17 protein-coding genes are annotated in these 16,284 nt (G+C 66.9%); 8 read left to right on the top strand and 9 right to left on the bottom strand.

What is annotated here, in order from left to right; genetic code table 11:
- Positions 1 to 72 precede the first annotated feature (72 nt).
- Complete coding sequence (gene yaaA, locus AC1KAR_RS19280) at positions 73 to 849, top strand: peroxide stress protein YaaA (RefSeq protein ID WP_480320692.1); 777 nt, start codon at positions 73 to 75, stop codon at positions 847 to 849.
- Here the strand turns inward: yaaA and AC1KAR_RS19275 are convergent.
- Positions 846 to 1,538, bottom strand: a complete 693-nt coding sequence (locus tag AC1KAR_RS19275; RefSeq protein WP_480320690.1) for a CPBP family glutamic-type intramembrane protease — start codon at positions 1,536 to 1,538, stop codon at positions 846 to 848. The two genes, yaaA and AC1KAR_RS19275, sit on opposite strands and share 4 nt — an antisense overlap.
- A gap of 237 nt (positions 1,539 to 1,775) precedes the next feature.
- Here AC1KAR_RS19275 and AC1KAR_RS19270 point away from each other — a divergent pair, with 237 nt between their 5' ends.
- Together AC1KAR_RS19270 and AC1KAR_RS19265 are read left to right on the top strand one after the other, a co-directional pair.
- Positions 1,776 to 2,627, top strand: a complete 852-nt coding sequence (locus AC1KAR_RS19270; RefSeq protein ID WP_480320688.1) for a 2OG-Fe(II) oxygenase — start codon at positions 1,776 to 1,778, stop codon at positions 2,625 to 2,627.
- A gap of 143 nt (positions 2,628 to 2,770) precedes the next feature.
- Positions 2,771 to 2,977: a hypothetical protein gene (locus AC1KAR_RS19265; protein WP_480320685.1), complete on the top strand. Its 207-nt coding sequence runs from the start codon at positions 2,771 to 2,773 to the stop codon at positions 2,975 to 2,977.
- Between the two features lie 81 nt (positions 2,978 to 3,058).
- On the opposite strand, the gene AC1KAR_RS19260 is transcribed toward AC1KAR_RS19265, so the two are convergent.
- The 3 genes from AC1KAR_RS19260 to AC1KAR_RS19250 all read right to left on the bottom strand — a co-directional run bounded on the left by AC1KAR_RS19260 (position 3,059) and on the right by AC1KAR_RS19250 (position 5,895).
- The gene (locus AC1KAR_RS19260; RefSeq protein WP_480320683.1) at positions 3,059 to 3,583 is read right to left on the bottom strand and encodes a hypothetical protein; all 525 of its coding nucleotides are present in this window, start codon (positions 3,581 to 3,583) and stop codon (positions 3,059 to 3,061) included.
- 139 nt (positions 3,584 to 3,722) lie between these two features.
- Complete coding sequence (locus tag AC1KAR_RS19255) at positions 3,723 to 4,367, bottom strand: NAD(P)H-binding protein (RefSeq protein WP_480320681.1); 645 nt, start codon at positions 4,365 to 4,367, stop codon at positions 3,723 to 3,725.
- A 22-nt stretch (positions 4,368 to 4,389) separates the two neighbouring features.
- Entirely contained in the window at positions 4,390 to 5,895 is a 1,506-nt protein-coding gene (locus AC1KAR_RS19250) for a DEAD/DEAH box helicase (RefSeq protein ID WP_480320679.1), read from the bottom strand.
- 340 nt (positions 5,896 to 6,235) lie between these two features.
- Here AC1KAR_RS19250 and AC1KAR_RS19245 point away from each other — a divergent pair, with 340 nt between their 5' ends.
- The 3 genes from AC1KAR_RS19245 (at position 6,236) to AC1KAR_RS19235 (ending at position 10,382) form a co-directional block, all read left to right on the top strand.
- Positions 6,236 to 6,478 carry a hypothetical protein gene (locus AC1KAR_RS19245; protein WP_480320677.1) on the top strand — a complete coding sequence of 81 codons (243 nt, stop codon included), beginning with the start codon at positions 6,236 to 6,238 and terminating at the stop codon, positions 6,476 to 6,478.
- A gap of 137 nt (positions 6,479 to 6,615) precedes the next feature.
- Positions 6,616 to 8,280 (top strand): energy-dependent translational throttle protein EttA, encoded by a 1,665-nt coding sequence (gene ettA, locus AC1KAR_RS19240; RefSeq protein WP_480320675.1) that lies wholly within the window; start codon positions 6,616 to 6,618, stop codon positions 8,278 to 8,280.
- Positions 8,281 to 8,447: 167 nt separating this feature from the next.
- Entirely contained in the window at positions 8,448 to 10,382 is a 1,935-nt protein-coding gene (locus tag AC1KAR_RS19235) for a C1 family peptidase (protein WP_480320673.1), read from the top strand.
- On the opposite strand, the gene AC1KAR_RS19230 is transcribed toward AC1KAR_RS19235, so the two are convergent.
- A complete protein-coding gene (locus AC1KAR_RS19230; protein ID WP_480320671.1) occupies positions 10,366 to 11,226 on the bottom strand; it encodes a Rossmann-like and DUF2520 domain-containing protein in 861 nt (286 codons plus the stop codon). The genes AC1KAR_RS19235 and AC1KAR_RS19230 overlap by 17 nt on opposite strands.
- A gap of 12 nt (positions 11,227 to 11,238) precedes the next feature.
- Entirely contained in the window at positions 11,239 to 12,195 is a 957-nt protein-coding gene (locus tag AC1KAR_RS19225) for a recombination-associated protein RdgC (protein WP_480320669.1), read from the bottom strand.
- Positions 12,196 to 12,357: 162 nt separating this feature from the next.
- Here AC1KAR_RS19225 and AC1KAR_RS19220 point away from each other — a divergent pair, with 162 nt between their 5' ends.
- A complete protein-coding gene (locus AC1KAR_RS19220; RefSeq protein WP_480320666.1) occupies positions 12,358 to 13,440 on the top strand; it encodes a sensor histidine kinase in 1,083 nt (360 codons plus the stop codon).
- Positions 13,441 to 13,450: 10 nt separating this feature from the next.
- The gene (locus AC1KAR_RS19215) at positions 13,451 to 14,221 is read left to right on the top strand and encodes a LytR/AlgR family response regulator transcription factor (protein WP_480320664.1); all 771 of its coding nucleotides are present in this window, start codon (positions 13,451 to 13,453) and stop codon (positions 14,219 to 14,221) included.
- 27 nt (positions 14,222 to 14,248) lie between these two features.
- Here the strand turns inward: AC1KAR_RS19215 and AC1KAR_RS19210 are convergent, their stop codons facing one another.
- The 3 genes from AC1KAR_RS19210 to AC1KAR_RS19200 form a co-directional block, all read right to left on the bottom strand.
- The gene (locus AC1KAR_RS19210) at positions 14,249 to 14,494 is read right to left on the bottom strand and encodes a hypothetical protein (protein ID WP_480320662.1); all 246 of its coding nucleotides are present in this window, start codon (positions 14,492 to 14,494) and stop codon (positions 14,249 to 14,251) included.
- 234 nt (positions 14,495 to 14,728) lie between these two features.
- Complete coding sequence (locus tag AC1KAR_RS19205) at positions 14,729 to 14,911, bottom strand: hypothetical protein (RefSeq protein ID WP_480320660.1); 183 nt, start codon at positions 14,909 to 14,911, stop codon at positions 14,729 to 14,731.
- Between the two features lie 146 nt (positions 14,912 to 15,057).
- Positions 15,058 to 16,275 carry a putative Ig domain-containing protein gene (locus AC1KAR_RS19200; RefSeq protein ID WP_480320658.1) on the bottom strand — a complete coding sequence of 406 codons (1,218 nt, stop codon included), beginning with the start codon at positions 16,273 to 16,275 and terminating at the stop codon, positions 15,058 to 15,060.
- Between the last annotated feature and the right edge of the window lie 9 nt (positions 16,276 to 16,284).

The raw sequence follows: 16,284 nt of genomic DNA, 5'->3' as shown, positions 1-16,284 counted from the left end.
GCCTTCACGCGGCACAAGCGACGTAATGCACAGTTCGCCCGGTCTGATGCAGGCGTGGCCGAGAATTGCCGCATGCACTTTCTGATTTCCCCCGCGAAAACCCTTGACTACGTTAGTCCTCACATCGCTCCGCTCACGACGCGCCCCCGGTTCATCGAGCAATCCGAAGAACTGATTTCGGTGCTGCGGCCCCTGTCCGCCGAGCAGATCGCCGAGCTGATGAGCCTCTCGCCGGCGCTCGCCGAACTCAACGTGGCCCGCTACGCGGCGTGGTCCACGCGCTTCACAGAGCGCAACAGCAAGCCCGCGGTACTCGCCTTCAATGGCGATGTGTATGAAGGCCTCGATGCGCCCACGCTCAGTGCGGACGACTTGCTCTGGGCGCAGTCACAGGTGTCGATCCTGAGCGGCCTCTACGGCTTGTTGCGCCCGCTCGATCGCATGCAGGCGTATCGGCTGGAGATGGGCACGCCTCTCGTCACCGCGCGGGGCAAGAACCTGTATGACTTCTGGGGCGACACGCTCACCCGCCAGATCAACCGGCAACTCGCGAGCGACAAGCCGCCTGTCGTCGTGAACCTCGCGTCGCAGGAGTACTTTCACGCGGTACAGCGCAAGGCCCTCAAGGCGCGCGTGATCGATTGCGTGTTCGAGGACTGGAAAGGCGGCGGCTACAAGGTCATCAGCTTCTTCGCCAAGCGCGCGCGCGGGCTGATGCTGCGGCACGCGATCACCCAGCGGCTCGATGATCCCGAGGGCTTGAAGGTATTCGACGCAGAGGGCTACCGGTACGACGCACGAGAGTCCGACGAAGACCGACTGGTGTTTCGCCGCCGCATCGACTCTTAAGCAATGCTCTGCCTGCCCAGCAGCATCACGACCACGGTGAAGATCGCCCAATCGTTGAGGATGTGGGCGCCGGTCGAGACCCAGATGTTTTTCGTCGCGACGTAGCCCAGCAGCAGCACGGCGCGCGCTGCGCCAATGACGACGAAGCACTGCACGAAGTTCCAGCCATAGGTGGGCAGGTGCAGCGCACCGAACAGGACGCAGGTACTGGCCCAGGCCACGACGACCGAGGTCTTTCGTGCCATGCCCAGCCTGGCGTGACAGAGCCACAGGACGGCGAGGAACGGCAGCACCGACACCACCTCTTCACCGAAGAGCTGCGGAAGGGTCTTGAGATAGAACAGCACGCGCTCCAGTCCGGAGTAGCTGCTCAGCAGCGTCCCGACCGGGTTGGCGTTCATGTCGAACACACGCCGCACCAGCAAGGCGACGCTGACCGTCACCACGAGGTTCAGCAGGGCCAGACCGAGCATCCACAAGATGTCTCGCACGAGCAGCGGCCTGAACACCGCCTTCCAGCCCGAGCCCGCCACCAGCCCCAGCGTCGCAAGCGGAATGGCCGGGAACAGAATGGCAGGCAGCCAGCCCCCGAGCACGCCTTGCAGCAAAGGGATCGGGGCAATCAGCGCCGCAAAGCCGAGGCACACGCCGAGCAGCACCGCCGCCCACTGGCCGGCCGAAAGGCCCACAGGCTGATCTCGACAGTATGGAAACTCGCCAGCCGAGGTTCGTTCGAACCAGAAGAGGTTTCGTGCCCATGGGGCAGTGATATCGGCAGCTTGAACCTTCGTCATCGCGGCTTCTTTCCTTCGCTCTGCGGGCTTTGGTGCTTGGCGCTTGGCGTACGGGAATTGTGACGGCAGCCTGCGATCCGGCAGAATCGCTCCGCGCTTTTTGACCACCTCCGGTGGCAGACGAGGTTTGACATGAGCACGCAGAACGTTACCCCCGAACTCAAGCAGTGGATCATCGAACAGGCCAAGGCCGCGCGCCCGCCCGACGAAGTGCTCAAGTCGATGATGGCCAGCGGTTGGGACGAAGACGTTGCACTCGCCGCGCTCGAAGACACGCTCTCGGGCTTCCTGAAGGACCACGCCCAGGCCAATGGCCTGCCGGCGCCTGCGCGCGTGCCCGAGCCGCCGATCTTCGATGCCCCCAATGCGTTGGTGGTCGACGGCCACAAGGTCGAGATCGTGATGACCTTGCGCAACCCACGCGTGATCGTGCTCGGCAACTTGATGACGCACGACGAGTGCGATGAACTCATCGCGCTCGCGCGCGCACGCTTGGCGCGATCCGAGACCGTGGTCACCAGCACGGGTGCGAGCGAGGTCAACGTGGCGCGCACCAGCGAAGGCATGTTCTTCGGCCGCGGCGAGAACGAGATGTGCGCGCGCATCGAGGCCCGCATCGCCGCCTTGTTCGGCTGGCCGGTCGAGAACGGCGAGGGCCTGCAGATCCTGCGCTACCGGCCGGGTGCGGAGTACAAGCCGCACTACGACTATTTCGACCCCGCTCAGGCCGGCACGCCCACCATCCTCAAGCGCGGCGGCCAGCGCGTGGCCACGCTCGTCACCTACCTCAATACGCCGGAGCGCGGCGGTGCGACCACCTTTCCTGACGTGAACCTCGAGGTCGCACCGGTCAAAGGCAACGCCGTGTTCTTCAGCTACGACCGCGCGCACCCGATGACGAAGACCCTGCATGGCGGCGCGCCCGTGCTCGAAGGTGAAAAGTGGGTTGCCACCAAGTGGTTGCGCGAAGGGCGCTTCGATTGAATCGCCGATGTGTGGTTCAGCTTCTACTCATGCTGGATGCAAGCTGAACGGTGCGAGATGCACGCAGAAGGGCGTCAACCGCCGTCATCGGGGTGGCGTTGTGATGACGAGCGCAATGCTCGACACACTGCAAAGGAATCCTGATGAACAAGATCATCGCGGCCCTGGTCGCTGCCTGTTTCTCTCTCGGCGCATTCGCGCAAGGCTCGGCGGCACCTGCTGCTGCCGCTGAACCCGCAGCCAAGACCGCGCCGGCTGCGAAGAGCGAGAAGCCGGCTTCGAGCAAGAAGAAGAGCTCGTCTGCAAAGAAGAAGTCGAGCTCCTCCAAGAAGGCAGCTTCGGGCGCCTGAAGACGCACGCACCGAAAGTGAAAACCCGGCCGAGGCCGGGTTTTTCATGTGCGCGCTTGTAGCGAGCGAATCAGTCGGGGATCAGGCGCGGCGTCTCGGTGCGTTATCGAGCAATTCGCCGGGTTGCGTGGGGGTGGTGCTGTTCATTCCGGCGAACGGGCGGCTGAGCGCGATGCGCATCCACTTGCGCTGCTCCCAGGTCTGCGGCCCCACCAGCGGCCACTGCTCGATGCGTGAGGCGAGTTCGCTGCGCGGCACGCGAGCATAGGCCGGCGCGCCGGGACGTAGCAACCAGAGCCCGCGGCGCAGGCGCGTGGGCAGCGAGGCCTTGCCCTCGGGCACCCAGTACACACACTGCCTCTCGGACCAGAAACTCAGCCGTTCGAAATTGACGCGGCCGGCGAAGCCGGTCTCGGCGGGAAGGAGCACGTATTCCTCGGGCAGTTCGACCAGCGCGAACATCAGGTCGCCCGGCGTGTCGCCATTCCCGCGGTGAGCAAAGATGACCCGTTCGATCTGGGATGACGCGAAGCGATCGACCTCGACTTCATCGCGGAAAAGGACCAGATCCGAGCCCTGCCAGGCCGTGTTCCAGGTTGTACGCATGAGACTTACTCCACAAAACGGCAGAAAGGCTCTGTTGTAAGCGCTCATTCATGCTGCGACGCGACAACCTGCAAGCAGCGAAGGTCTTTTCAGCCCTCGGCGAAACACTTTGTGACAGTTCGGCGGCGAGCGGGGCGCCTCAGTGCATGTCGCCCGAGCGCAGCAGGGTGAGGCCGGGGTTGCCATCCTGCAGCGCGCGCACAAGCGATGCTGCCACCTGGCTGGCGCGAATCGGGCGAATGCCGCGTGGCAACCAGCCCATCAAGCGGGCGCCCCAGACCTCGCCCGCGCGCACCGGCTGACCCAGCGCGCTTCGATCGCCGAGCAAAAGCGAAGGCCGCGCGATCACGACCGTCTCGTAGCCGATCTCGGCCACGGCCTGCTGCATCTCGCCCTTCACGCGGTTGTAGAACACGCGCGAGTGCGCATCCGCGCCGAGTGCCGAAACCACGGCCAGGCGGCGTGCCCCTGCGTGGTGGGCAGCCCGTGCGGTGTTCACGACGGCGTCGAAATCGACCTGCCGGAACGCCGCCTGCGAGCCCGCCACCTTGATCGTCGTGCCGAGGGCGATGTAGACGTCGTCCACGTGCGGCAGGTCGGGCAGGGCCTGGAAGTCGACCTCATGCACCTGCAATCGGGATTGCGGCGCGAGGCCCGACCGGCGCACGAGCGCATGAACCTTCGCGTAGCGTGGCGAAGCCAGCAGAAGGGGCAGCAGCGCATGGCCGACCAGCCCGGTGCTGCCGGCGATGAGCGCAATGCGGTCGGTGGAATCAGTGGCCATGGTGTCGGCCACTGTACTCACATCAGCGCTTCGGGCCCGAGGTCAGGCGCGGCGTCTGCTTGGTGCCGCCGTCACGGCGTGGCTCGGGGCGCGGGCCTTGCGGGCGGGCCGACTGGGGCTGGCCGTGCGGGCGCGCGCCGCCGTGGCCAGGCTGTGCTGGCTTGTGTGCTGTGCTGCCTGCGCTGCGCCCGCCGGGCTGGCCTTGGCGGGCCGGCGCATGGTGGCCGTCGCGAGACGGTGCGGCCTGGCCTTGGCGACCACCGCTGTTGCCGCGGTCTCCACCGCGACCGCCGCCGCCACCACCGTGGGAGCGCTGGCCCCCGCGGCCTGCGCCCTGGCCGATCGTCATGCGGCCGAGCACGATGGGCTCGGGGCGTTCGCTCGGGTGCGGTGCGAAGCCTTCGATCACCTCCTTGGGGATCTCGCGCTTGATGAGTTTCTCGATGTCACGCAGGAAGCCGTTCTCGTCCACGCACACCAGCGAAACCGCCTCGCCCTGCGCGCCCGCGCGGCCGGTGCGGCCGATGCGGTGCACGTAGTCCTCGGGCACGTTGGGCAGCTCGTAGTTCACGACGTGCGGCAGTTGATCGATGTCGATGCCGCGCGCGGCGATGTCGGTTGCCACCAGCACCTGCAGATCGCCGCTCTTGAAGTCGGCGAGCGCCTTGGTGCGTGCGCTCTGGCTCTTGTTGCCGTGGATGGCCATGGCGGTGATGTCGCTCTTGACGAGGTGCTCCACCAAGCGGTTGGCGCCGTGCTTCATGCGCGTGAAGACGAGCACCTGGTGCCAGTCGTTGCTCTTGATGAGGTGGACCAGCAGATCCTTCTTCATCTCGCGGCCGACGGGGTGAACCTTCTGCGCGATGCTCTCGTTGGTCTGGTTGCGGCGCGCCACTTCGATCAGGCCCGGCTTGTTGAGCAGGCGGTCGGCCAGGGCCTTGATCTCGTCGCTGAAGGTGGCGCTGAACAGCAGGCTCTGCTTTTGCTGCGGCAGCAGGGCGAGCACCTTCTTGATGTCGTGGATGAAGCCCATGTCGAGCATGCGGTCGGCTTCATCGAGCACGAAGATCTCGATGTGCGACAGGTCCAGCGTCCTTTGCTGTGCATGGTCGAGCAGGCGGCCCGGCGTGGCGACGAGGATGTCGACGCCGCGCTTCAACTTGTCGATCTGGGGCTGCATGCCCACGCCACCGAACATCACCATCGAGGTGAGCTTCGAGTGCTTGCCGTAGTTGCGCACGCTCTCTTCGACCTGGGCCGCGAGTTCGCGTGTGGGGGTGAGGATCAGCGCACGGATCGGAAGGCGGCCGCGTGCATCGCGCACGGCCGGCTTGGCCATCAGGCGATGCAGCAGCGGCAGCGTGAAGCCGGCAGTCTTGCCGGTGCCGGTCTGCGCGCCGCCGAGGACGTCGCCGCCTTGCAGCACGAGCGGGATGGCCTGCGCCTGGATGGGAGTGGGGGTGGTGTAGCCCTGTTCGTGAATGGCACGCAGCAGCGGCTCGGCAAGGCCGAGAGAGTCGAAAGACATGGGGTTCCAGAAGAACGATCGGCCTGTCGCTTGATTGTGGCCAAGCGCCAGTCGCAGGCAGAGGGGGAGTGGGTTGAGCCGCGATGGGCTCGTGTCAGAACTGACGGCGTCGCTGTGACTGGTGCTGCGACGAGTGCCGCGATTGTAACGGTCGTGCGCCCATCTGCTGGTACGCAAGGGCATACAGATCGACGACATCGTCACGTTCGTCCCCCAGGTGAAGGGGGTGTGTCGACAGGGAGCAGCGCTGCGGCGGCCCGTCCTACAGCGAGAACCGCATGCATCCCGCTGCGGCCACGCGCCTGCGGCCGATAGAGTGGCTGATCGGAGGAGGATCGACATGCTCACACTCGACGCGTTGCAATGGCCGGCCATGCTGGCCACCGTGCTGGCCTCGTGGCTGGTGGCATCGAAGGACGACGCGCACCGCGCGCATGGCTTCTGGGTCTTCCTGTTCAGCAATGCGTTGTGGATCGTCTGGGGCTGGTCCACTCACGCCTGGGCGCTCGTGGTGCTGCAGTTCTGCCTCATCGCGATGAACATCCGCGGCGCGCGCCAGAACGACACGTCCGACTCGCGCTGAGGCGAGTTGAGAGGCTACGAAGCTGGCGCAGCCGCCCGTGGCGACGGGTGGGGCATCCGATGTCCGGGATAATCCCCGGCTTCCGCCCGCGTCACGCGGCCGCATTCCATCCCCAGTTCCACCGAGAGAAGCGCCCCATGGCCCAGTACGTCTTCACCATGAACCGCGTCGGCAAGATCGTTCCGCCGAAGCGTCAGATCCTCAAGAACATCTCCCTCAGCTTCTTCCCGGGCGCCAAGATCGGCATGCTGGGCCTGAACGGCTCGGGCAAGAGCACTCTGCTCAAGATCATGGCCGGGGTGGACAAGGACATCGAGGGTGAAGCCACCCCCATGCCCGGCATCAAGATCGGCTACCTGCCGCAGGAGCCTGTGATGAACCCGGACCAGACCGTGCGCGAAGCGGTCGAAGAAGGCATCGGCGGCGTGCTGGCCGCCAAGAAGCGCCTCGATGAGGTCTACGCCGAGTACGCCGAAGAGAACGCCGACTTCGACAAGCTCGCCGCCGAGCAGGCCGAGCTCGAAGCCATCATCGCCGCCGCCGGCAGCGAGAACACCGACCTGCAGCTCGAACTGGCCGCCGACGCGTTGCGCCTGGCACCGTGGGACGCCATCATCGGCAAGCTCTCCGGCGGCGAGAAGCGCCGCGTGGCCCTGTGCCGCCTGCTGCTCAGCAAGCCCGACATGCTGCTGCTCGACGAACCCACCAACCACTTGGACGCCGAATCGGTGGACTGGCTGGAGCAGTTCCTGCAGCGCTTCCCCGGCACCGTGGTGGCCATCACCCACGATCGCTACTTCCTCGACAACGCCGCCGAGTGGATCCTCGAACTCGACCGCGGATCGGGCATCCCCTGGAAGGGCAACTACTCCACCTGGCTCGACCAGAAGGAGCAGCGACTGGAGCAGGAGCAGAAGACCGAAGACGCGCGCACCAAGGCGATGAAGAAGGAGCTGGAGTGGGTGCGCCAGAACCCCAAGGGCCGCCAGGCGAAGAGCAAGGCGCGCCTGGCGCGCTTCGAGGAGCTGAGCGACGTCGAGTACCAGAAGCGCAACGAGACCAACGAGATCTTCATCCCCGTGGGCGAGCGCCTGGGCCATGAAGTGCTGGAGTTCGAGAACGTCACCAAGAGCTTTGGCGACCGCGTGCTGATCGACAACCTGAGCTTCAAGGTGCCGGCCGGCGCCATCGTCGGCATCATCGGCCCCAACGGCGCCGGCAAGTCAACGCTGTTCCGCATGATCTCTGGGCAGGAGAAGCCCGACAGCGGCACCGTGAAGATCGGTCCGACGGCCAAGATGGCCTTCGTCGACCAGAGCCGCGAATCGCTCGAAGCCGACAAGACGGTGTGGCAAGACGTCTCGGGCGGGCTCGACAACATCGTGGTCGGCAAGTTCGTGATGCCCTCGCGCGCCTACATTGGCCGCTTCAACTTCAAGGGCAACGACCAGCAGAAGCTGGTGGGCTCGCTCTCGGGTGGTGAGCGCGGCCGCTTGCATCTGGCCAAGACGCTGGCCCAGGGCGGCAACGTGCTGATGCTCGACGAACCGTCGAACGACCTGGACGTCGAAACCCTGCGTGCGCTCGAAGACGCGTTGCTCGAGTTCGCCGGCAGCGTGATGGTGATCTCGCACGATCGCTGGTTCCTTGACCGCATCGCCACGCACATCCTGGCCTGCGAAGGCGATTCGAAGTGGTTCTTCTTCGACGGCAACTACCAGGAGTACGAGGCCGACAAGAAGAAGCGCCTGGGCGAAGAAGGCGCCCGCCCGAAGCGCGTGCGCTTCAAGGCGCTGAAGTAAGCGGCTCTCCGTTCGATCGATAGCGGAGATCCCGGCGCAAGCCGGGGCTCCGCCTGACCGCGTGAACCCCGGCCCGCGCCGGGGCGTCGCACGCCGCCAACGCCGCCGTCTTGACGGCTGCGGATCGTGCCCAGACCATGCGCCCTCCGCAACGCAGCAGGGACACCATGGCCACGCGCACGAAGACCACCACCGCCACGAAGAAGACCGGCACGGCCACGAAGAAGAAGCCCACGGCCTTGTTCATGCGCGTTGCGCGGCCCGATCCGCCCGACTCCCGTGACCGCCCCTTTCGCCCGGCAGTGAGCCGCCCGCCCGCGGCGACCCTGTTCCCGGCTGTCGCCCTGCCCATCAAGAACCAGGGCGACACGCTGGCCTGCACCGGCTTCTCGCTCTCGGTGGTGGTCGAGTACCTGTTGCGCAGTGCCAGGCGCGAGAAAGCGCCGAATATTTCGGGCTTCATGCTGTATTCCATGGCGCGGCGCTACGACGAGTTCCCGGGGTCGGCGCAAGACATCGGCTCCAGCCTGCGCGGTGCACTCAAGGGCTGGTTCAAGCACGGGGCCTGCCGCGAAGACCTGTTCCCCGAGCGCGAGATGCCCGAGGCCAAGGCCAAGCCCACCGAAGACTGGTGGTTCGATGCCGTCAAGCGCCCGCTCGGTGCGTACTACCGCATCGACACACAGTCGCTCACCGACATGCATGCCGCGTTGAATGAGGTTGGCATCATCTACGCGAGCTGCGGCTGCCATTCGGGCTGGGATGTCGGCCTGGAGCAGCCGCCGATGAAGCGATGCCCCGCGTCGTTCAAGAGCGTGTGGGAGATCCCGGTGCAAGGCGGTGAGGCCGACCACCCCGGCCATGCCTTCGTGATCGTGGGCTACAACGAGCGCGGTTTCCTGATCCAGAACTCCTGGGGGCCGGGTTGGGGATCGCACGGCTACGCGATCCTCACCTACGACGACTGGCTGCGCAACGCGATGGACTGCTGGGTGGCGCAGCTCGGTGTGGTCACGCGCGACCACACGGCCATCTCGCAGGCCATCAGCCTGCGCACCGACAAGGCCGGGCGCGTGGCCCTCGCGGCCGATGAGACCCTGCGCAACCGCGAGATCTCGCCCTTCATCGTGAACATGGGCCACGACGGCTCGCTCAGCAACTCAGGGGTGTTCCGCACCCAGCCGGACGATGTGCGCGCGCTGGTCGATGTGCAACTCGTGCATGCGCGCAAGCTCTGGGCGCGCGAGCGGGGCGTGGTCGATGTGTGCATCTACGCGCACGGCGGCCTGGAGGGCGAAGCGGCCGCGGCCGAGGTGGCCGCCCGCTGGATCCCGCACATGTACGAGAACAAGGTGTTCCCGATCTTCCTGATGTGGGAGACCGACTTTCACACCACGCTGCTGCGCTACATCGAAGACGCCGTGAAAGAGGTACCCACGCACCCCGGCGTGGCCGGCTACGCGCTCTCCGGCTGGTGGGACCAGCGCCTGGAGCGGCTGCTCTCGCGCCCCGGCACGCGCATCTGGAGCGAGGTGAAGTCGAACGCCGACCGCATGAGCGCCTACAAGCCGGACGTGGGTGACGACGACCAGGCCGGTGGCGTGCTGCTGTATCGCCACTTCAAGCACGGCGTGGCCGACCAGCGCGTGCGCATGCACTTCGTGGCGCATTCGGCGGGCAGCATCGTTGCGAGCCACATGATCGACCGCCTGGCGCAAGAGGGGCTGCGCTTCGAATCGGTGAGCTTCATGGCGCCGGCGGTCAAGGTGTCGACCTTCGACCAGTGCGTGCGCCCGCATCTCGAATCGGGCGTCGTCAAGCGCTACCAGCAGTTTCACCTGACCGACCGGGCCGAGCAGGACGAAGGCACTTGCGGCGCTTACCGCCGCTCGGTGCTCTACCTGGTGCGTGAATCCTTCGAAGGCGGCAACACCACGCCGGTGCTCGGCTTGAAGAAGGACTTCGATGCCTATGCCCGCAAGCTGCCCCGCAGCCAGAGCGTTGTCGCGCCCGGCGCGGTGAGCGGTGCCACCACGCACGGTGGCTTCGACGACGACCCGGGCACGCAGGCCCAGATCCTGAAATTCATTCTGGGGAAATGATCCGCCGCACGCGCTCGGCCTGCTCGTCGCTGAGTCGGCCCGCGGATTGCACGAGCGCCAGTTGGCGCCGCGTGAACTCGCGGTACAGCGCGGCGTGCTCAGGCCCCAGCGTGTCGAGTGCGGCCAGGTGGCGGGCGATCACGCCATCGTCGCCGCGCGAGATCGGCCCGGCCACTGCATTGGCGAGCCCCTTGCTCCGTGCGGCTTCCAGGGTGCCTTGCGCCATCGGCAGTACGGCACGCAGCAGCTGCGCTTCGTCTTCGATACCGAAGCTGCGCCAGATCGCGCCCACCTCGGCCAGCATCGAGAGCAGGAAGCTCGCCGCATAGCTGGCGCCCCCGTGGTACAGCGCGCGGCTGCCAGGTGGCAGGCGCAACGGGTGCATGCCGAGCACGGTGGCGAGATCGCGCAGGCGTGCCTCCAGCGGCGCCGGGCCTTCGATGGCGACTGTGCTGCCGCCCAGCAGTTCGACTGCCCGCGCTGGATCGGAAAAGATCTGCAGCGGATGAAACCCGCCGATGTCTGCGCCGGCATCGGCCGCCGCCTGCAGCACCGACACCTCGGTGGCGCCACTGCAATGCACCACCGCCTGACCGCGGCGCCACGGCAGTTGCGCGGCCAGTGGCGCGAGCGCGTCGTCACGCACGGTGAGGAAGACCAGATCCGCCTGCGCGGCCGTTGCAGCATCGACCGCCTGGCAGCCGGGCAGCCGCGTGGCAAGTTGCCGTGCTGCATCGGGGTTGCGGTTCGCCACCATCGATACGGCCTCGCCGCGCTGGTGCAGTGCCGTTGCCAGCGCGGTGCCCAGCCGGCCGGTCCCGATGAAGGCGATGCGCGCACTCATGGGGATGCGCGATCAGGCCGCCTGCGTGGGCTTGTCTCGCGCGAGCTCGCCGCCGAGCGCGTCGACCAGTTGCGGGATCAGCTGGCTCAGCTCGCCTGTGGTGAGAGCCACGTCGGTGTCGAAGCCGCCGCTCTCATCTTTACCGCCGCCGTTGCCGCCGGCTGTGGAGCCCACGCCTTCGAGCGCCACGTCGAGCAGCTTGAGCTTCTTGATGGCGCCGGCCTCGTTCAGCACGAAGGAGACGCGGCTGTTCCACGTCATGGCCAGTGAAGTGGGCAGCTTGCCCTGCGCGATGTGCTCGCCGACCTCTTCGATGTCGAGCGTGTGGCGCGCGTAGCGCACGGTGGCCTTCTCGCTGTCGGGTTGCTTGAGTTCGCACTCGCGGTCGATGCTGAAGCCGGCAGGCGCCTCGCGGGTCTTCAGCCAGTCGGCCATGGCCGTGGCCGGCGAGACCTCGGTCTGCACCAGAGTCATCGAAAAGCCGTCGCCCTTGTCGTTCGCAAGCAGCTCCACCAGCATGCTCACCACGCGGTCGGTCGCTTTCACGCTGCCCGAGCCCACCACCACCAGGCGTGCGCGCGGGTCGATCCAGATCAGCGTGGTGGATCGCTTGGGGAAGGCGCGCGGCAGCAGGCCGTGCACGATGTCTTCCTTGATCTCCTTGGCCTTCTTGCCCTTCGGGCGGCGGCCGGTGTCGGCCTCGATCTTCTCCAGCTGCTGGTCGAGCTGGTTCTTGACCACCTGGCTGGGCACGGCCTTGCGCTCCACGCACAGCTTGAGGATGAGCTGGCCGCCAACGCCTTCCATGAGCGCGCCGCCTTTCTCGCCACGCGGCTCGACCCAGCCGACCGACTCGGCCTGCGACGCGCCGCATTCGACAAAGCGACCGGCGTCGAGCCGGCTTTCGATCTCGGCGCTGGAGGGCGGCTCCCAGGGGCCGATGCGGTAGACGAGGGCGTTCTTGAACATGGAGTCGTGTGGGTTCGCGGGGCGGGGGCGGATTGTAGGAGCGGGTATTGCCACCTGCTGTCACACGGCCTGCCGCCATTCGCACCCCCAAATCCGTGGCTCGTCGCAGCCACGAGCCCGCACATCTTGGGAAACCGCCTGAATGCCCGTATCGTGAGCGGCATGGATTCCCCCCAGCCCGCCGCACAACCTGCATCTGCCCGCGCCGCGGCGCTGTCGCTGCTGCGCTCGGCCTTCAGGGGGCCGCGCCTGCTTCTCGTGCTGGCCGTGGCGACGGCGGTTGCGGCCTTCCTCAACGGGCACTTCGTCACCTCGTTCGTCAGCATCCTGGCGCGCACCGTCTTCGTCGGTCTCGCCCTCCTGCTGGCATTCGAGATGGCCGGGCGCTGGCCGCAGCGCTGGGTGCCGCGCTGGGTGATGCAGGTGCTGGCCATCGTGCTGGCCGCACCCGTCGCCACCTTGCTCGCGTACCTGTGGATGGCCGAAGGCAGCGTGCTGCGCGTGCTGGCGCACGAGGGCATGGTGGCGGGGTTCATGAACATCACCGTGTGGGCCATGGCCCTGGGCCTGGTGCTGGCCCTGGGCGCCCTGCTGCGCGAGCGTGACGCCCAGGCGCGCGCCCAGACACTCGCCTTTGCGCTGGAGCGCAGTCAGCTGGAAAAGCAGGCCCTCGATGCGCGGCTGCGCCTGCTGCATGCGCAGATCGAGCCGCACTTTCTCTTCAACACCCTGGCCAACGTGCAGCAACTGGTCGAGTCGGGTTCGCCGCGCGCGGCCGAGGTGCTGCAAAGTCTGATCGCCTACCTGCGCGCCGCCGTGCCCGCGCTGGGCGAGCAGGCGACCACGCTCGGCACCGAAATGGCCCTGGTGCGCGCCTATCTGGAGTTGATGCGCATGCGCATGCCCGACCGGCTGGAGTTCAGCGTCGATCTGCCGGCGGAACTGGCGGCGTTCCGGTTCCCGCCGATGGCCTTGCTCACGCTGGTCGAGAACGCCGTGCGCCACGGCATCGACCCGCAGGAGTCGGGTGGGCGCATCCAGGTCGTGGCCGTTGCCAGCGGCGGGCAGGTCGAGGTGTCGGTGGCCGACACCGGCGGGGGCATGTCGGAGACCTCGGCCCCCGGTACCGGCCTCAGGAATCTGCGCGAACGCCTGCGCGGGTTCTTCGGCGAGGGTGCGCAGTTGCAGATGCTGCAGGAGTCGCCCCGCGGCCTGCGCGCGGTGATCGTCTTCCCCCAACCTTGATGGCGGACGCATGCCAAGCGCTCTGATCGCCGATGACGAACCGCTGCTGCGCGAGCGCTTGTGCGGCCTATTGCAGCGCCTGTGGCCCGACCTGAGCGTGGTCGCACAGGCGCGCAACGGCCGCGAGGCCGTGGAGATGTTCGACGAGCATGCGCCGCAGGTGGTGTTTCTCGACGTCCACATGCCGGGCCTCAACGGTGTCGAGGCGGCGCGTTCGATCGCCCGGCGCGCCGAGCTGGTATTCGTCACCGCCTTCGAGCAGTACGCAGTGACGGCCTTCGAGCAGGGCGCGGTCGACTACGTGGTCAAGCCGTTTGACGAGGCGCGCTTGTCCGACACGGTGCAGCGCCTCCAGCAACGCCTGTCGCGTGCCACGCCGCTCGAAGGCGCGGGGCTCGATGCCGTCATCGAAAAGGTCTCGGCCGAATTGCGCCGGCGCGCAGCCAGCCCGGCGGGGTGGCTGCAGTGGATCAAGGCATCGGTCGGCAACAGCCTGCGCCTCATTCCGGTCGAGCAGGTGGCCTACCTGCGCTCGGACGAGAAGTACACGCTGGTCGTTTGGGAAGGCGGCGAGGCGCTCATCCGCAAGACCATCCGCGAACTGGCCGATGAGCTCGACCCCGATCGCTTCGCACAGGTTCATCGCTCGGTGATCGTCAACCTGCACCAGGTGAGCCAGGTCGACCGCGGCCCGAATGAGACCGCCGAGGTGCGGCTCAAGGGGCGCAGCGACGTGCTGCCGGTGAGCCGCAGCTTCGTGCACGTGTTCCGGCACATGTGAGCACACGTGCGGGGGAGTCAGGCGGTGTCAGCCCTTGTCCGCCGTGGTGGGCTTGGCGTCGGGCTCCTTGTCAGCCACCTTCAACTCAGGCGCCGCGCGACGGCCCACGATCTCCACGCGTTCCAGTTGGATGACCTGCTGTGGTGACATCCCTTGCGCAATCAGGGGGGCGTCACTGCGAGCAGGCATCGCAATGAGTGCGCTGGCAAAGCCGATGGTGCCGGCGATCAGCGTGAGAAAAGTAAGGGCGGGGGCGAAGAGGCGATCCAACATGGCGGGCTCCGGTGAGATGTGTCGAGATGGGCGTTGAGAGTGACTCTAGGCAGCGGGCCGCGGCCTCACCAGCGGATTGCGATGAACTGCCGAAAGCGGGGCGTGAACTGCAGCTGGCGATTGCCCGCCCCAGAAACAAAAATGGCGACAAGGCTCGGCCTTGTCGCCAATGAGTGATCCGGGGCTTCAGCCCGACAACGGGATCGCCGGGTCAGGCAGTCGGGCCCGGATGTTTCAGGAACTGCGCTTGCCGGTGACGACCACCGTGTCAAGCATGACAACCGGGACAGCAGGTGCCTTGGCCAGTTGCGGCGCGGCTTGCTCGGCCGGCGCGCCGATCAGGGCGCTCGCGATCGCCACGTGGCCGGCGATCAGAACCAGGAAGGTCAGGGCGGGGGCGACGATGCGTTCAAACATGATGTTCTCTCCAGGCGGTTGTGTGTTGCGTTGGAGTGAACTTTAGGCAGCGCCTCCCGTTGCGGCGAGCGGATTGCGACGAACTGCGGATCAGGCGGGATGGGCCGCAGCCCAGCGCGATGCGCACGCCCGCTCTCGGTAGCGGATCACTGCAGCAAGACCGACATGGAGAGTCGCTGCGTGTAGCTCACGCTGCCGCGTGCGAAGGTCACAACGACGACCCACGCACTGGAATACCCTTCGGCTGGGCCGGGGGTGCCGCTCATCACACCGGTGTTGGCATCGATGCTCACCCAGGCCGGCAAGGGGTGCAGGCCGTCGGACTCCAAAGCGAAGGTCACCACGTCACCCGGCAGGGCACGGCTGACGACCGGCCTGCTCGACAGGTAGGGTTGGTTGCGCAGCGCGTGGAAGTCCGCGACCGTGTAGGTGGTCGTTGGGCGCTCAGTGTTGTAGCGCAGTTCCCAGGTGGCCGTGCTGGTGGCGCCATCGGTATGGGTGATGTGCTGCGTCACGGTTGACAGGGCCGGGCCATCGACCACCGCCAGCGTGCCGGAGATCCGGCCCGTGCCCGCATCCAGGCTCAGGCCGCCTGGCAGAGGCGTGCTGGTGAAGTGGACGCTGCCGGCGCCGTCGTAGCTGGGGCGCGCTTCGAAGTTCACCGGCTGGCCGAAGACCATGTCGCAGCAATTGAGGAAGTTGAGTGTCGGGGGTGTGACGTTCAGTCTGACGAGTCCCGGCAGGCTGGTGACTTGCAGCGCCCCGCGGCGCACGGTGGCCGTGACGTTGACGTCGAACTGCCCGGTGGCGGTGGTCTGGCCGATGATCTGGCCGCTGCTGGTCAGCGTGAGGCCGCCGGGCAGGCTGCCGCCTTGCAGCGCGTAGGTGATCTGGTCGCCGGGCTGGTCGTTGAAGTTGCCCATGCGAACGGCCTGCACGGCCGGGTGCGTCGAGCCCCAAGGCCAGCTTTCCATGGAGCTGAAGGCTTGCATGACAGCGGGCTGCGCCACCCGGACGTCCAGCGAGGCATCGATCGAGCCTTGGTAGCCGTTGACCGTGAGGCGGATCGTGGCGTTGGTGCTGCCGGGCTGGGTCGGCGTGCCGCTGAGGTTGCACCCGCGCAGCGCCATGCCCTGCGGCAGCGTGCCGCTGGCGAGCGTGCACTGCGGCGAGTTGCCCTCCAGGCCGGTGAAGACCGGCGAGATGGTGGTGTCGTCCCACAGGGTCGGGTTCGGCGAGCCGTAGCTGAAGGTCACCTTCAGGTCGCCGTTGCCTGAGCTGCCAGTGCCTCCGTCGCCGCCACCCCCTCCGCCGCAGGCAGACAGGAGTACCACCAAGCCGCATGCGGCCAACAGCTTCATCATGAAAAACTT

Source organism: Piscinibacter sp. PDB1-1 (assembly GCF_056675995.1).
This window is presented reverse-complemented; position numbering and strand designations above follow the sequence as displayed.

Excerpts from the sequence above, each read along its gene's own strand:
- yaaA (WP_480320692.1), top strand. The coding sequence starts at position 73 with ATGCACTTTCTGATTTCCCCCGCGAAAACCCTTGACTACGTTAGTCCT.
- AC1KAR_RS19270 (WP_480320688.1), top strand. The coding sequence starts at position 1,776 with ATGAGCACGCAGAACGTTACCCCCGAACTCAAGCAGTGGATCATCGAA.
- AC1KAR_RS19265 (WP_480320685.1), top strand. The coding sequence starts at position 2,771 with ATGAACAAGATCATCGCGGCCCTGGTCGCTGCCTGTTTCTCTCTCGGC.
- AC1KAR_RS19260 (WP_480320683.1), bottom strand. The coding sequence starts at position 3,583 with ATGCGTACAACCTGGAACACGGCCTGGCAGGGCTCGGATCTGGTCCTT.
- AC1KAR_RS19255 (WP_480320681.1), bottom strand. The coding sequence starts at position 4,367 with ATGGCCACTGATTCCACCGACCGCATTGCGCTCATCGCCGGCAGCACC.
- AC1KAR_RS19250 (WP_480320679.1), bottom strand. The coding sequence starts at position 5,895 with ATGTCTTTCGACTCTCTCGGCCTTGCCGAGCCGCTGCTGCGTGCCATT.
- AC1KAR_RS19245 (WP_480320677.1), top strand. The coding sequence starts at position 6,236 with ATGCTCACACTCGACGCGTTGCAATGGCCGGCCATGCTGGCCACCGTG.
- ettA (WP_480320675.1), top strand. The coding sequence starts at position 6,616 with ATGGCCCAGTACGTCTTCACCATGAACCGCGTCGGCAAGATCGTTCCG.
- AC1KAR_RS19235 (WP_480320673.1), top strand. The coding sequence starts at position 8,448 with ATGGCCACGCGCACGAAGACCACCACCGCCACGAAGAAGACCGGCACG.
- AC1KAR_RS19230 (WP_480320671.1), bottom strand. The coding sequence starts at position 11,226 with ATGAGTGCGCGCATCGCCTTCATCGGGACCGGCCGGCTGGGCACCGCG.
- AC1KAR_RS19225 (WP_480320669.1), bottom strand. The coding sequence starts at position 12,195 with ATGTTCAAGAACGCCCTCGTCTACCGCATCGGCCCCTGGGAGCCGCCC.
- AC1KAR_RS19220 (WP_480320666.1), top strand. The coding sequence starts at position 12,358 with ATGGATTCCCCCCAGCCCGCCGCACAACCTGCATCTGCCCGCGCCGCG.
- AC1KAR_RS19215 (WP_480320664.1), top strand. The coding sequence starts at position 13,451 with ATGCCAAGCGCTCTGATCGCCGATGACGAACCGCTGCTGCGCGAGCGC.
- AC1KAR_RS19210 (WP_480320662.1), bottom strand. The coding sequence starts at position 14,494 with ATGTTGGATCGCCTCTTCGCCCCCGCCCTTACTTTTCTCACGCTGATC.
- AC1KAR_RS19205 (WP_480320660.1), bottom strand. The coding sequence starts at position 14,911 with ATGTTTGAACGCATCGTCGCCCCCGCCCTGACCTTCCTGGTTCTGATC.
- AC1KAR_RS19200 (WP_480320658.1), bottom strand. The coding sequence starts at position 16,275 with ATGATGAAGCTGTTGGCCGCATGCGGCTTGGTGGTACTCCTGTCTGCC.